The sequence below is a fragment of the Micromonospora sp. NPDC049359 genome, assembly GCF_044466585.1.
GTDB lineage: Bacteria > Actinomycetota > Actinomycetes > Mycobacteriales > Micromonosporaceae > Micromonospora.
On the sequence record NZ_JBITMW010000001.1, the window covers coordinates 905,800 to 920,148 of the forward strand.

Here is a 14,349-nt window from a genome sequence, read left to right on the forward strand (position 1 = left end):
GCTGAGTCGGCACCACGCTGCCTGCGGCGGTTCGTCGCCCGACTCGCTGACACGGAACTGCCGACCATGCCTGCCGGGCAGGTCATGCAGGTACGTGACGGGCACCGAACCCGGCTGACCGTCGACGTCAGTAGAGGTGAGGTCCTCCTGGAACTGGCCCCAGAGCTGGCTGGCGATCCACCCACGTTGGAGATCGGAGTGCTCCAGGCCGCGGCACGCTCGTTGGCCGTCATGGGGGACGGCGAGCTGACGCTCCTGCACGGGAGTGCGGTGACCATAGACGACGGACGGTCGGCCATAGCGGTGCTCGACGGCGGACGCGGGCAGGGCAAGACATCACTCGCGCTGGGCGTCGCCGCTCACGGAGGCAGCCTCCTGGTCGACGAGTTCGCCTTCACCGCATTCCCCTGCCGTCAGCCCTGCGTGGTACCGATGCCCACCCTGCCCTGGCACGTACGCGCCGACATGGCGCCGCTGCTGGCACCTCACACCGCCGAACGGCTCCTCTACGCGGTGGATCTTCCCACCCCCACCACGACCGGACACCGCCCGCTGCCGCTGAGCCTCATCGTCATTCCGGATCAGGGCCTCGCGGCGGGCGAACTGCGCGAGACGCCTACTCCCGCAGCCCGGGATCTGCTGCGCGCGGCGGTGACCGACCACGAGGCGAAGCTACGCGACCCGACTCTTGACCACGTCTCGATCTTCTCATCGGCTGACGAGGTCACCATCAACCGCAGTCTTCCCGCATTCAACTTCGGGGAGAAGGCACTCGACGCACTTGCCGCTGTACCGGTCATCCGCGTCGGCATCGGCAAGCCAGACGATTTGCCCACCAGTGTTGCCGCGGTGATCCGTCGGACAAGAGGAGATTCGTGATGCGGCAGCCGGCCGCACCACCGATGCTCCTCCTCGCCGGCACCAGCGAGGCCGGAAAGTCGAGCGCAGGCGAGTACCTGGCCGCCCTCGGCTCCCGCCGCGTCAAGATCAGGACAGTCCTCGTGCAACTCAGCTCAGGCCGGCAGGCCTACCACGAGGGCGTGGAGACGCGGGAAGGCTTCGGGTACGACGAGTTCGTCGCGAAACTCCTCGCACTAACCGACCGCGGCGAGGCCCCCTTGGCAGTCGAGAGCTTCATCGATGCCGCTTTGGCTGTGACTGTGAAGCGAACGTGGCCAGCACCATGCTCGATCATCTTCATCACCGCACCAGAACTCGTCCGCGTCAGACGCCTCGCGCGGGCCCGAGGGCTGACCGCCGACGAGGCCCGACGCATCATCCGACGCAAAGACGAGCGGAAACGCGTCCACGAACAGCTTCCGGCCTGGCGCGCGATTGCCGATCACTGGATCGACAACACTGCCAACATCATCACCTTCAGGGCTCGTCTCCGGGACGCGTTCCAGACCATGCAGACATCCTCAGGAGGCATCCAGCCATGACTCGTCGATACGCCTCCGCCGGTGCCGTCGTCGCGACCGACGACCTCAGCTCTCCACAAGTCCTGCTCCTCGATCAGGTCCGAAAGACCGGTGAACGACAGACCGTCGCGCCGAAAGGCCGACTGGAGCCAGGCGAGGCACCACTCCTCGCAGCCAAGAGGGAGGTGGCCGAGGAAGCCGGCCTCACCGACACGCACTACAGCGCGTATCTCGGGCAGGAGGCTTACACGTTCACCGACAACGACGGCACGCCAGCGGCGAAGATCGTCGACTGGTTCCTCTTCTCGACGTCCACCACCACCACAACGCCGGCCCGGGACGAAGGCTTCGTCCAGGCCCGCTGGCTCGAGGCTCCCGCCGCCCGGCAGGCCGCCAGCCATCCCCAGTTCCAGCAGGTGCTGGATCGCGCCCTTGCCGTCATCACCTGGCGTGCCGCTAATCCCCTGCCGTTCAGCCGAAAGCTCAGTTACCTGGTCAACCAGGTGGCGGCAGAGGCCGAGGCCGTCATCGCCGGGCATCCGGATGCCGGGGTGGGGCTGTGCGGATCGGCCGCACGAGGAGACTTCATCGAGGGCTGGAGCGACGTCGACTTCATCGCTTGGAACCTGCCCCCCACCTCGTCCGCCGCCACGTCGCTCCACGAGATCGTCAGTGAAGCGGCCCGACGCCACGGTTCTCGAGCGTCGCTGCACCTCGCCGACAGCCACGGGGGCGACGCCCGTCGCCTCGGTCCGCTCTACGACATGAAGATGCGGGAGGTGCTGCGTCGTGTAGGGCTCGACACCGCCGTGATCGCAGGTGCCACCGCCCCTACGCCGGCCGCCACCTCAGAACTGACCGATCTCGCTGGTGATGTTGGCGTACTGCACGAGTTTGCCGTCGCCCGTCTGGCCGCCAGCCACCACACAGAATCGGAGCGCGAGGACACCGCACGCCGGGTGTTGTCGGTGCTGTCGAGCGCCGGTCGGCTGCTTGTCGCGCATCGAGCGCCAGAGGTCGGCCTGCGGCTTCCCGAGGTGATCGAGGCGCTGCGCGACTGGCCGGGCACCGAACTCAGATCGCTCCTTGAAGACTACGACGCCTACCGCCGTGCAGGCGCAGACGACGCAGCACAGGCCGATCGGCTCGCTGTACGGGTGCCAGGTGCGCTCGTGGCCGTGAGGAGCATGCTCGAAGAATCGGCATCCCTATGATCATTTTCGTCGACGGGATCGACGGCAGCGGGAAGACCACTCTCATCGGACACCTTGCCGCCGCCCTGAACCGCAGCGGCGCCGAAGCAGTCGTCTCCAGCCCACTGTGGCGTTATCTCCCCACGATCGCCGCAGCGGAACAGTTCGCCTCCTGGGTCGTCAGTACCACTGGTCTGGACGTCGCAGAAGCGCTCATCACTGCAATGATTGATCGCCTCGACGACCTCCGCGACCTGAGCGTCGCACAAGACCACGTGCACCTGGTTGATCGCGGACCGAAGACCGTCTACGCATCCGCCCGCGCCCACGCTTACGAACGACGCACGGCAATCGAACCACTTCGGGAACGTCTGGCCACCTCGGTCCGAGCGCTCACCGACGTCCACCCGTGCGTGGCGATCGAACTTGGGGACGGCGTGGAAGCGCTCCGGACGGCCCTTCCGCGCCTCACATCGTCTCAGACCGTGACGCCCGGATACCTGGGGTATTTGCAAGCATTGGCCACAGAGATGCATACCTTCGGCGACTGGCCGGGCCTGCCAACGCAGCGACTTGACATTTCCATGTCGACCGAATCCAACTGCGCGGCGATCCTCGAGTCTCTCCGCCTCCCGAGTCCCAGGAACGGCCGCGCCGACGTAGGAGCAGGAGTGTCCGCAAACAGACGGGACTGGCGGACATGAAGCCAGCGCAAGGCCCGCTGTGATCGACCGCGCCGTGCCGCCATCACTCGACACTTGGGTTTTCCATTCGGCGTCGAGATCGTCACGCTGCGGCAGATCCTCGACGAACGCGTCGACCAAACCGCCGCCGAGGTCCTGCGCCCGCGATCAACGCGGCCCACCGCCTCCTCGACCTCGTCGAGACCGATACCGGCGACGGGCTGACACGGGGCGGTAGGCCCCTAGGAACGCCAGGTAGTTTCAGCTGTCGAGCACTTCTACTGTCATCGATTGGGGATGCCGGCCACGTGTCGCACATCGAGAAGATCACCGGTGAACTCCGCGCGTTGATGACCGGGGTCGAACGCGCGCAGGGGTTGGCAGCCGCCGCCGACAGTCAGGCGCAGGAGGTGGCGTTGCGGGCCGCGGGCGCGGGCTTCGTCGCCGTGGCGGCGGGTGTGGCTCGGGTGCGTAACGCGATCACGGGCATCCAGGGCGGCCTGGGAAGTCTTGCCGGGTCGATCGGTGATGCGACGAAGGCGACCGCGGCGGTGCCGAACGAGGCCACCCCGCAGGAGACGATCGCCGGGCTGGCGCCTGTGCTGAGCGCCGTGGACGCTGCTCGTGAGGCGGCGGCCGCGGCCATCACCGGAGTCGGTGAGGCGCAGCAGCTCGTCGCCGTGGTCCTGCAGGGTGGGCAGCCCGGGCCGCTGTTGCAGGCTCTGGAGGCCATCAAGCAGGTCCTGGTGCTGGTCGTTCAGCGCACCGGCGGGGCCCGGCAGGCCATCGAAGGGGCGATCGCGCAGGCCCGGCAGTTGGGGTCGTCGGGAAACTGACGGGGGCTGGCGGTCATCCACCGGCCAGCCCCGCCCCTGCTACCACCGGCAGCCCATCCCCGACGACCCCCACCCTGGGCGGAACTGTCTTCACAGAGACTGACGCGTCAAACCCGTGGACCAGGCGTCCCACCGGCGTCGTCGGCGGGTCGCCTACCGGACGCCGAACCCGGATCTCCGCGAACGAGAAGCCACGGGAGCGCCGTGCCCTGGAGTTGGAGGACGAGTGTGCCGACAGGGTCGCCGGCAAGGGGTACCGGGTTCACCAGAACCCCACGAGGCAGGAGGTCGCGGACGCGCGACGCGAGACCGGGGATTCTGGGAGGCCGGAAAAGGCACCCGACTTCCTCATCGAGGGGCATGTCTTCGACTGCTACGCGCCCACTGCTCCCGTGCCGGCCCGCGCCGTCTGGAGCGCGGTGTCCAGGAAGGTCGACACGGAGCAGACCCAACGCGTCATGTTGAACCTCCACGACTGGCGGGGCGACCTCGCCGCCCTGCAAAAGCAGTTCCACGACTGGCCCATCACAGGGCTGAAGGAACTGGCAGCGGTAACGCGCGACGGTGCGATCATTCAGATCATCCGGCGAGACTGATGAAGGGGTGCAAATGGCTGTCGAGTACCGGCTGACGCTGGCGGGCAACATCCCACTCAAACAGGTAGCGGAGCTTGCTGCTCCCGGAGCGGTCGAGACGTCCACGGCGTCCGGCGGCACGATGCTCAGTGCCGACCTGAACGACGAGCACGGGTACGTCGTGGACATCACCGGCGGCCGGCACGGCTACTACAGCGCCGAGGACGACGGTGGTGCTCTGTGGCAGTGGGAGCCGGAGACCTACGTCGACGTCAGCTTCTACATGCGCAAGGACACCCTGGTCGACAAGGGCAAGCCCCACATGCTGGCGACCGTGGCCGCGATCCTCGCCGGCAGAGCTGAAGACGCGGCCCTGACCCTCAACGGCGACGTGCTCATGCTGACCCGCGTCGCGGGGACCATCCAGAAGCACAATACCGACGGCTGGTACGACGAAGACTACGACAGGATTCTTCACCTCTGACGGGCGTGCGTCCCCGGCTGGACCCACCACAGCCACTCCCCCGACCAACCCGACCGGAAGTGCCTCAGTATGCGCAGCCACGACCTCACGCCCGGACGGATGATCGGCGTCACCTTCGATCATGGCGAGGACTTCTTCACCGCCCTCGCCGACGCCTGCCGCACCAACGGCATCCGGCACGGCTACATCCCAGTCTTCATCGCCGGGTTCAGCACGGTCGAGATCGTCGGCACCTGCCAGCGTCTGGACGACCCCCAAGCCCCGGTCTGGGACCGGGTGCACCTGACCAACGTCGAAGCGCTCGGCGGCGGCACCATCGCCTACGACGAGGCCCACGACCGGATCTCGCCGCACATCCACGTCAGCGTCGGACTCAAGGAGCACAGCGCGACCGGCCACACCAGTCACCTGCTCGCCGCTACGGTCCAGTTCCTGACCGAGATGCTGATTATCGAGGTCACTGCGCCCGTCATGCGTCGTATCCCCGAGGCGAGCCTCTACGACGTGCCGCTGTTGCGGATCGGCGACAACTGACGCTGGTTATGCTCGAACCTGAAGAGCAGATGAGCGGCTAAGCAGTCGACGACCCATCCGAGCTCAACAGCGAACTGACGGCGGCCATCACCATCATTGGTTCAAGACTGTCGAGCACCAGGTCAGGTTCGTAGGCAGTCAACTCTTGCCGTCCAATTCGGTGAGCGACAACGGCGACATGAAAGTCGGCATGGCGCGCGCAGGCGATATCGTTGGGCGCATCCCCGATGACGATGACGCGCGCAGGATCGAGCTGATCACCGTAGATCGCGGAGTAGCGTCGGGCGACGACTGCCGGAAGCTGAAAGCGATCGCGCTCGTCTGAACCGAACCCGCCGATGCGGAGATCAAGAAACTCATCCAAGCCCGCCACGTGCAGCTTCACCTCGGCGGCCGAACGCAGATTGCCGGTCAGCACGGTCTGGATGAAGCCTCGGTCGTGCAACTCCGCGATGCTCGCCGCAGCACCTGGATACGGCGGCTGGACCTCAGCGAACTCCTGCCGGCCCTCTTGCATGACCGCGGCGATGGCCTGACGGAAGGCGGGTATGCCCGCCTCCGCATCTGACGGGTCGACGCCCGAAGCGATCGCCGTGTCGACGGCGATCGACTCGTCCGTATAGCCATGCACCTTCTTGTCAGGAAAGTTAACCGCGGACTGCGCGAGACCGTACGCGCGAGCGATGGCGCGCGTCAGCCAGCGCAAGTCCGCGGGGATGAGAGTCCCGTCAACGTCCCAGATCACCAAGCCGGCGCTGCGGTGGTTCACAGAACCATCGTCGCACGATGGGCGAGTGAGGCCGATGACGGTACCGAACTGGCTGCCGAGCGTCGGTGGTCCTCATTCGGGGTTGCGCGCGGCGGCTCGATCGCCTACCGGGCATGGCGTCTGACCCACGATGAATCGGAGGCCGATCTCGGTGCCCGCGCGTTCGGGCCGTACGGAAAGAACGCCGCAGCGGTCATGACCGGAACAGATCCAGGTATGGGACCAGCGGACTCGCCGCGGGCCAAGTCCGAGTTCGCCTACTGGTCAACAGGCACCAGTCCCGGGATGCCCACGCCGGAGAACGTAGCGGTGCTGGCAGAGACTCAGGTCTTCTTACGATCTCCTCGCTGGCGGCGAACTGGCCGCCCTCAACTGGGCGAGCCACCCCCCTCGTTGGTCAAGTACGTAGTGCACCCGTTTGAGGCCTGAGGAGCGACACATGCGCGTGATCGCCGGAGATCCGCTTGACGGTTTTCCGTGGTTCCGGCATGTGGGATGCCTCCCCTGATCCTGGGGCTGTGGGCCTTGCGGAAGCACGAAGCCCTCGTTTGCCTCCTGACTGAAGAAGGCGAACGAGGGCTTCGTGGTGGTCAGGCCGCCGCGGCGGTGACGTTCTGGTCGATGAACTGGATGAGCTTGAGCGGGGACCCGCCGAAGTGGTCGCGGACACGCTGCTGGAGCGCACGGACGTCGTGGCCGGGCAGGAAGTCCCGGTCGGTGTCCTCGCCGCAGCTGCAGGCGCAGGGGCGCATCAGGTAGGTCTGTTCTTCGGGCAGGTCGCAGTAGCCCACGGGGTTCTGCGAGCCGTTGGCGACCGGGTCGGGTTGGCCGAGGTACGCCTCGCGCACGGGGTGGCCGGCGGGCAAGGGCTGGCCGATGAGCTCGCCGCGTACGCCGGTCTCCGTGGAGTGCTCGTGGTAGCCGGTGATCTCGGCGACCGCGCGAACGACGCCTTCCCCGACGATGAAAGCGAATCGTTGACGGCTGGCCTTCTCGCGGTTCATCTTCCAGACGCCCCGGCCTGCCTCCCATGCCTCGTCTTCGGTCATGCGCGGGAAGTAGCCGATGAACGCCCTCCCGAGCGGGTCGCCTTGGACAGTCTCGTAGCCACCGAGCTTAAGCCGAATACCCACCTAGCCTCCGATCTATCTGCACCGCCGAACTGTTGACACTAGTCCAGCATCGAACATCAGGTTTGGCAAGTACCGCAGGTGTCTATTGTCGTCGGCATGCAAAAGACGGTCTATTTGCTCTTTGCTGTGGATGCTAGGGGTGTAGGCCTGCGCTCTGCGCACCGTCAAAAAACCATCGTTTTCTGACGACCACGGTCAGACGCCTCGCGGTACCCCTCCGAGGCGTCAAAAACTCCGTCAAAAACCGGCGGGTTCAACAACCCACTAGGCACCCTTTTCTGACACCATGAACAGGTGTCAGACGCTCTCGACCCGACCGAGCTGCTCGCCCCGGCGCCAGCGCATCCCACCGAGATCCGCATCGGCTACGCGCGGGTCTCCACCGGCGGGCAGAAACTCGAACGGCAACTCGACGCGCTGCGCGCCGCCGGCTGCCGCCGCATCTTCTCCGAGACGCAGTCCGGCAAGGACGCCGACCGGCCCGAGCTCACCGCCTGCCTCGCGTTCATGGCCCCCGGCGACACCCTCGTCGTCCCCGCCCTCGACCGCCTCGGCCGGTCCGTGCAAGACCTGATCGCCACCGTGACCGACCTGCGCGGCCGCGACGTCGGCTTCACCTCGCTCTACGAAAACCTCGACACCACCACCCCCGGCGGCCGGCTCGTCTTCCACGTCTTCGCCGCCCTCGCCGAGTTCATCCGCGAACTCATCGTCTCCGGCACCCGCGAAGGCCTCGCCGCCGCCCGCGCCCGAGGGCGCGGCGGCGGCCGACCCACCGTCATCAACGCCGAGCTGATCCGCTCCGCCCGCGACCTGCTACCCAACCCCGACGCCAGCGTCGCGTCCATCGCCCGGCTGCTCGGCGTCAGCCCCGGCACCCTCTACAACCACATTCCCGACCTACGCGAGCTACGTGCCGCCGGCCGGGCCCGCATGGAGCTGACCGCATGACCTGTCCGCTCCTCGCACGGCGCAGGCACGAACGCTCCTCAATGGCCACCGCCGGCCACGGTGGTATCGGCCGCGAGCGCCTTCACCCGACTGAGCGCCTCGTCGACGCCAACGCGCTCGCGGACAGTAGGGGTGGCGCTGCGTGAGCGACCTCGTCAGCCGGACCACCCGCGGGCTCTTCCGTGACCTCATGACCGGAAGCACCGTCGGCGCGATCGGCGCAGCCTTCCAGGACGAACTCTTCGCACCGAACCCCGACAGCACGTACGAAGACAGCAGCGTTCGGCGTGTCACGACGCAGGAGTACCTCGAAGCCATCGACTGGGGCGACATCAACCAGGTCAGCCGGGCGCTGCGAGTCTTCGAGCGCCTCATCCAGGGTTTCGAGCCGCAGTACACGAGCAAGCTCCTCAACTCCCTGCGCCGTGACGGCTACACCGTCGATGAGCAAACAGGCCACATCGCTTCCGGCGGACCACGCTTCGCCCCTTCCTCCCTGCAGAACATCACCGACGCGTCGGCGATCCGCCAGCAACTCACCCGCATCCAGCACGCCGTCCTGGACGACCCTGCCCTCGCCGTAGGCAGCGCCAAGGAACTCATCGAGAGCACGGCGAAAGTCGTACTCAAGGAACGCGGCCAGCCGGTCGACGACAAGGACGACCTCCCTGCGCTCGTCCGAAGCGCCCAGCAAGCCCTCGGCCTCCACCCGTCCTCCAAGGCACCCGGCCCGGACGGCAGCGACGCGATCAAGAAGATCCTCGGCTCCGTCTCAGGCATCGCCATCGGACTGGCCGAACTCCGCAACCGCGGCTACGGCACCGGCCACGGTCCCGCCACCGCTCCAGTCGGCCTCGGCCCCCGCCACGCTCACCTCGCCGTGAACGCCGCGTTCACCTGGTGCCAGCTCATGCTCGACACGCTCGCGGACCCCAAGGCTCCCTGGCGCAAGGAACTGACGTGATCTCCACCGGAAAGGCACTGAAGATCGATGTCGCATCCACTGAAGATCACACGTCGTTCAACATCCCGAACTGCTCGCGATGGCCGGTGGGCTGATGTTTCCGCTGGTCCTGATCGTTGGCTCGGCCACGCGCTGCGGGCCGACGACGCCGGCCTCTGGGCGGCCCTGCTGCTCGCCACACCGGCCGGCCTGTTCGGCGCCAACCAGCTCAGCCAGGGAATCTGGAGAAGCCGTGGCGGCGGACCCAGCCCGGCGGCCTTCGCCGTCACCACCGGTCGTCGGCCACTCCATCCGCCGGGTCTCCCCGTCGGCCATGGTGATGGTGGGCCGGCTGACCTGCGGACACCGGCGGAAGGTGACAGCAGAGGCATGACCTTGCCCAGACCGCAGCAACCTCCGGGTGCCTGAGCGGTGCGGGCGGGTCCGAGCGTGGTTAGTCGGTCGTCTCGTCGGTGTCGGGCCAGAGCCGTACCGCCCGCGCGGCGGCGTCGAGGATCACCTGGCCGTCGACCTCCAGCCGCGACTCGGGCATGTCGTACGCCGGCCACTCGCAGACGAAGGTGACGGGCCCGGACGGCGGTAGTGGCCAAACCCAGTAGTGCGCCTCGTGCCGCCGGGCGTCCGACTCAGCGTTGCCCGGAAACAACAACCGGCCAGGTGGCTCGGCATCCAGCGGCGTGGGCGAGCGTCGATCCATGTTGGTGACGGTGCTCCCGTCGGCGAACTGCACACCCACCCGGAGGAAATCCGCTGGCACGGTCTGCCCGGCCCAGTACCCGATCCGGTGGTGGTGCAATAGATCAGCCCGTCGGTCCGGCGCACGTAGCACCGCGGTCACGCTGAACTCGAAGCCTGCGGGGTAGGCGAGCAGACCGCTGATCGCGACCGCGACGCGATCGGTGTGGACCAGCACGTGGCTTTCGGCCACGACACCGGGGATCACCGCCTCGGGTTTCATCCAGGCGGGACGGGGCTGTCTGATCGGTTCTGGCTCGACGTCCGATGCCGCTACCTGGCGGTCGAAGAAGCCCATATGGCCTACCTTCCCACAATTCCGAGTTCTCGTACGGCCGGGTCTATCTGCCCTCCTCCGACTCGGTGCTTAGCCGGCACCGCCGGCCCCCGACGCATCATCGCGCGGGTAAGCCGCGGCCCGGCCGTCCATCGATAAGGCGGGATGTTTTCGGCGTAGTGCGATCAGTGTTGCCCGCACCTCAGGTTGCTGAGCGGCTTCGGCGAGGTCGAAGGCTTCGGCGGCGTAGGCGTGCGCAACCCGGATCGCACCCAGGTCCAGGGCGAGGGCGCCGAGCAGCCCGGACAGGTGGACGGCGAGGGTGTAGAGCCGGGCGCGTTGTGGTGGGTGCTGCTGCCCGGCCATGAGCTCATCCACACAGGTACGCAACGGCCGCAAGCGCGCCAGGCGGACTGCTGGCGGGAGGCGTTCGTTGTCGGCGATCGCCTTTCGGACCTCGTCTTCGAGGTAGCTGAGTCGGGTGTCTTCGTCGTTGCAGGACTTCAGCGCGGCTCGGCGGGCGTTGATGCTGTTCTCGTCTTCCCAGAGAGCCGATTCGTCAGCACTGGAATCGGTGCTGGCGGCGGGCTGCGGCCGGTGCGGGTTCTTCGCCGACGGGACCGACGGTGGCTGTGGTTGGTGCCGCTGGATTCGCCTGGTGAGGCGGTCGTATTCCTGGGTGAGGGTGCCGTTGGTGTGCAGGGCGGTGTCGCAGCGTGCCCAGAACTCGCGCTCGGGGTATTGGCGGCCGGTCTCGGTGTTGGCGACGGAGCTGCGGCCGTACTGCACGAGCCGGGCGAGGCCCTGCTGGGTGAGGTTGGCTTGCTTGCGCAGCTGTGCGAGGTGGCGGCCGAGTGCGCGCCGTGCCGTCGTGATCTCGTCGTCGGCCATGGTTTGCCACCCCCTGGCGGTGCCGAGATGCGGTCACGGTGCGGGCAGACCGTATCCGCCGCCTCCGACAATTCCTGGGTCGGTTACTGAGGGCTGTCGGGGGTCGGACGGGGTTGGTCGACAGCCGGGCAGCCTAGCGGCTGCGTTGGCCGCCGGTAGGGGTCACGCGCGGCCGACGATGTCGCCGTCTTGTCGGAGTCGGCAGCGGAATCTGCCGACAATGTCGTGGCACGGCGCGGCGGGCGTGTCGGACGGCTGGCGTCCTACGGTCGACTCATGCCCGCCGAACGCCGTGACTTCACCGCCGATCTACCTCGCAAGCGGATGGCCGCAGGGCTGCTCCTGACCGATCCCCGCGGTCGAGTGCTGCTTGTCGAGCCGGCATACAAGGCCTCGTGGGAGATCCCCGGTGGGTGCGTCGAGGCCGACGAGTCGCCCTACCAGGCGGCGGTCCGGGAGTGCCGTGAGGAACTCGGGCTGACCCTGACGCCCGGCCGGCTGCTGGTCATGGACTGGGTGCCACCGCAGCCTGGCCGCACCGAGGGGGTCATGTTCGTCTTCGATGCGGGCACGCTCACGTCCGAGCAGACGGACCGGATCGTCTTGCCGCCGACAGAGTTGCGCAGCTGGTCCTGGTGCGACCAGCCGGCGGCCCATGAACGCCTGCCGGCGCTGCTGGCCCGACGCGTCGCCGCGGCCCGGGAAGCACGCGGCCAAGGGTTCACCAGGTACCTGGAGAACGGGCTGCCGGTCACCTGACCCCCGGCCCTACACGGGCCAGCCGCATCCACGATTCGACTCGTAGCCCTCTGCTGAAGATCCGATCTGCGGGAGGTCGCCTTCGGGCGACCGGCCCGACTCACACACGTCCCGCTGCCATCCATTTGCATAACTTTGAGGATGTTTGTCCATGACGCAGACGACCACCACACAGAACCCCAGTACAGCGGGCCAGCCGGGCATCGCGCGACCGGAGTCGGTCTTGCCGGAGCTACGGGCCACATGGTGGGAGACGGGAGTGCGTGCCCGGGCGGAAGCGGGCGTGTTCACCGTCTTCGCGGAACTCCCCCGGCTTGTCTGGGCCGCTCTGGGCGTCAGTTGGCGTGCAGACCGGCTGCGTACGGGCGTGGTGGCGGTAGCGACGGTCGGCGCCGGGGTGATGGCGGCCTTCGGCCTGTTGGCGACGCAGCGGGTGTTGGTGGAGTTGTTCGCCGGCGGGCCGACCGCGGACAAGGTTTGGGCGGCGTTGCCCGCGCTGGCCGTGCTGGCGGTGGCGGTCGCGCTGCGTGCGGGGATGGGCATCGCCACGGGGTACGCGCAGAACGCGTTGACGCCGCAGGTGAGCCGGGAGGTGGAGCGGGGCCTGTTCGAGGTGTCCACGCAGGTGCGGCTGGAGGCGTTCGACGCCGACGCGTTCGCCGACGACATGGAACGCGCCTCCCGAGGCACCGAGTCGGCGATCGGCCTGGTGCAGTCGTCGATGAACCTCCTCGCCGGGCTGGCCGGCGTACTGGCGGTGGCGGTCGCGGTCGTGGTGATCCACCCGCTGTTGCTGGTGGCGTTGTTGGTGGCGACGGTGCCGAACGGGTGGGCGGCGCTGCGGGCGGGCCACCTGCGGTATCAGACATACACGGCCGGGTCGGTGCGCCGGCGCCGGCTGTGGCTGTTGCAGCGGTTGATGGCCGAGCGGGCATCCGCGCCGGAGCTGCGGTCGTACGGGCTGCGCCGGTTCCTGCTCGACCAGTACGACCGGGTCATGCAGGTCGAGACCGACATCCAGCTCGTCCTGGCGCGGCGGGTCACCACCACCACCTCGGTCGGGGCGATGATCGGAGGAGTAGCCACCGCCGCGGTGTACGTCCTGCTCGGCCTGCTGCTGATCGACGGGCAGATCCCCCTCGCCGCCGCGGCGACGTGCGTGATCGCCGTGCAGTCCGCGCAGCGTTCCCTCGCCATCGTCACCTTCCAGGTCGACCGCGTCTACACCGAGGGTCAGCACTTCAACGACTACACCGGGTTCATGACCCGCGCCGCCGCCTACCTCCCGGGCAGCAGCGGACCGGTGTCCGCGACGGGCCCCGAACGGCTGCAGGAACTGACCGTCAGCGGGGTGAGCATGCGCTACCCCGACCGCGACGCACCCGCCGTCGACAACGTCACCATGACCATCACCGCCGGGCAGACCGTCGCGTTCGTCGGGGAGAACGGCTCGGGCAAGACGACCCTCGCCGCGATGATCGCCACCCTCCGCAGCCCCAGCGAAGGCGTCATCGAATGGAACGGCCAGCCCATGTCGGAGTGCGACATCGACGGGCTGCGAGCCAGGATCGCGGTAGTGACGCAGGAATACCACAAATGGCCGTTCACCGCGGCCACGAACATCGCCATCGGCAACGTTGACACCGATGCCCGGCAAGACCTCATCGAGTCCGCCGCCGCCCGCGCGGTCGCCCACGACATGATCACCGAACTGCCCCACGGGTACGAGACACTGCTCGACCGGACCTTCGCCCGAGGCCAGGACCTCTCCGGCGGGCAGTGGCAACGCATCACCGCCGCCCGCGGCTTCCTCCGCGACGCCGAACTGCTCATCATGGACGAGCCCTCCTCCGCGCTCGACCCCCGCGCCGAGGACGCCCTGTTCCAGGCCATCCGCGACCGCAAGGGCCGGGCCACCACGATCCTGATCACCCACCGGCTCGCGAACGTCCGCCACGCCGACCGGATCTTCGTCCTGCACCACGGCCGGCTCGTCGAGGCCGGCAGCCACGACGACCTCATCGCCACCGGCGGCCGGTACGCCGAACTGTTCGCCCTTCAGGCCGCCGGCTACGACGCCACCCCGAGCGAGGACAGCCCCATCCCGCAACAGCACCGACCCGCCTCGCGATAGGAAGAACCGT

General features: G+C 67.8%; 16 protein-coding genes. 12 read left to right on the plus strand and 4 right to left on the minus strand.

What is annotated here, in order from left to right; translation table 11 throughout:
• Positions 1-66: 66 nt before the first annotated feature.
• The 8 genes from ACIBTX_RS04220 (at position 67) to ACIBTX_RS04255 (ending at position 5,726) form a co-directional block, all read left to right on the plus strand.
• The gene (locus tag ACIBTX_RS04220; protein WP_357129765.1) at positions 67-879 is read left to right on the plus strand and encodes a hypothetical protein; all 813 of its coding nucleotides are present in this window, start codon (positions 67-69) and stop codon (positions 877-879) included.
• Entirely contained in the window at positions 879-1,442 is a 564-nt protein-coding gene (locus ACIBTX_RS04225; RefSeq protein ID WP_357129762.1) for a hypothetical protein, read from the plus strand. Before ACIBTX_RS04220 ends, ACIBTX_RS04225 begins: the two co-directional genes overlap by 1 nt.
• Positions 1,439-2,635: an NUDIX domain-containing protein gene (locus ACIBTX_RS04230; protein WP_357129760.1), complete on the plus strand. Its 1,197-nt coding sequence runs from the start codon at positions 1,439-1,441 to the stop codon at positions 2,633-2,635. Before ACIBTX_RS04225 ends, ACIBTX_RS04230 begins: the two co-directional genes overlap by 4 nt.
• The gene (locus ACIBTX_RS04235) at positions 2,632-3,318 is read left to right on the plus strand and encodes a hypothetical protein (RefSeq protein ID WP_357129757.1); all 687 of its coding nucleotides are present in this window, start codon (positions 2,632-2,634) and stop codon (positions 3,316-3,318) included. Before ACIBTX_RS04230 ends, ACIBTX_RS04235 begins: the two co-directional genes overlap by 4 nt.
• 287 nt (positions 3,319-3,605) lie before the next feature.
• On the plus strand, positions 3,606-4,133 hold the full coding sequence (locus ACIBTX_RS04240; protein ID WP_357129754.1) for a DUF6244 family protein: 528 nt from the start codon (positions 3,606-3,608) through the stop codon (positions 4,131-4,133).
• Between the two features lie 209 nt (positions 4,134-4,342).
• Positions 4,343-4,729 carry a hypothetical protein gene (locus ACIBTX_RS04245; protein WP_357129860.1) on the plus strand — a complete coding sequence of 129 codons (387 nt, stop codon included), beginning with the start codon at positions 4,343-4,345 and terminating at the stop codon, positions 4,727-4,729.
• Positions 4,730-4,742: 13 nt separating this feature from the next.
• On the plus strand, positions 4,743-5,192 hold the full coding sequence (locus tag ACIBTX_RS04250) for a SitI3 family protein (protein ID WP_357129752.1): 450 nt from the start codon (positions 4,743-4,745) through the stop codon (positions 5,190-5,192).
• Positions 5,193-5,261: 69 nt separating this feature from the next.
• On the plus strand, positions 5,262-5,726 hold the full coding sequence (locus ACIBTX_RS04255) for a PCC domain-containing protein (protein WP_357129749.1): 465 nt from the start codon (positions 5,262-5,264) through the stop codon (positions 5,724-5,726).
• Between the two features lie 37 nt (positions 5,727-5,763).
• Here ACIBTX_RS04255 and ACIBTX_RS04260 read toward each other — a convergent pair whose 3' ends face one another.
• Positions 5,764-6,495, minus strand: coding sequence for a haloacid dehalogenase-like hydrolase (locus ACIBTX_RS04260; protein ID WP_357129746.1), 732 nt, complete (start codon positions 6,493-6,495; stop codon positions 5,764-5,766).
• A 590-nt stretch (positions 6,496-7,085) separates the two neighbouring features.
• Positions 7,086-7,628 (minus strand): hypothetical protein, encoded by a 543-nt coding sequence (locus tag ACIBTX_RS04265; RefSeq protein ID WP_357129743.1) that lies wholly within the window; start codon positions 7,626-7,628, stop codon positions 7,086-7,088.
• Between the two features lie 294 nt (positions 7,629-7,922).
• On the opposite strand from ACIBTX_RS04265, the gene ACIBTX_RS04270 reads away from it, so the two are divergent.
• Entirely contained in the window at positions 7,923-8,579 is a 657-nt protein-coding gene (locus ACIBTX_RS04270; RefSeq protein ID WP_357129740.1) for a recombinase family protein, read from the plus strand.
• 142 nt (positions 8,580-8,721) lie between these two features.
• Complete coding sequence (locus tag ACIBTX_RS04275; protein WP_357129737.1) at positions 8,722-9,543, plus strand: abortive infection family protein; 822 nt, start codon at positions 8,722-8,724, stop codon at positions 9,541-9,543.
• Between the two features lie 433 nt (positions 9,544-9,976).
• Here the strand turns inward: ACIBTX_RS04275 and ACIBTX_RS04280 are convergent, their stop codons facing one another.
• Together ACIBTX_RS04280 and ACIBTX_RS04285 are read right to left on the minus strand one after the other, a co-directional pair.
• Positions 9,977-10,471, minus strand: coding sequence for a hypothetical protein (locus ACIBTX_RS04280; protein WP_357129734.1), 495 nt, complete (start codon positions 10,469-10,471; stop codon positions 9,977-9,979).
• A gap of 174 nt (positions 10,472-10,645) precedes the next feature.
• Positions 10,646-11,446 (minus strand): helix-turn-helix transcriptional regulator, encoded by an 801-nt coding sequence (locus tag ACIBTX_RS04285; protein ID WP_328654474.1) that lies wholly within the window; start codon positions 11,444-11,446, stop codon positions 10,646-10,648.
• A 276-nt stretch (positions 11,447-11,722) separates the two neighbouring features.
• On the opposite strand from ACIBTX_RS04285, the gene ACIBTX_RS04290 reads away from it, so the two are divergent.
• Entirely contained in the window at positions 11,723-12,205 is a 483-nt protein-coding gene (locus tag ACIBTX_RS04290) for an NUDIX hydrolase (RefSeq protein WP_328654475.1), read from the plus strand.
• Positions 12,206-12,356: 151 nt separating this feature from the next.
• Positions 12,357-14,339 (plus strand): ABC transporter ATP-binding protein, encoded by a 1,983-nt coding sequence (locus ACIBTX_RS04295; protein ID WP_357129729.1) that lies wholly within the window; start codon positions 12,357-12,359, stop codon positions 14,337-14,339.
• Positions 14,340-14,349: the final 10 nt, after the last annotated feature.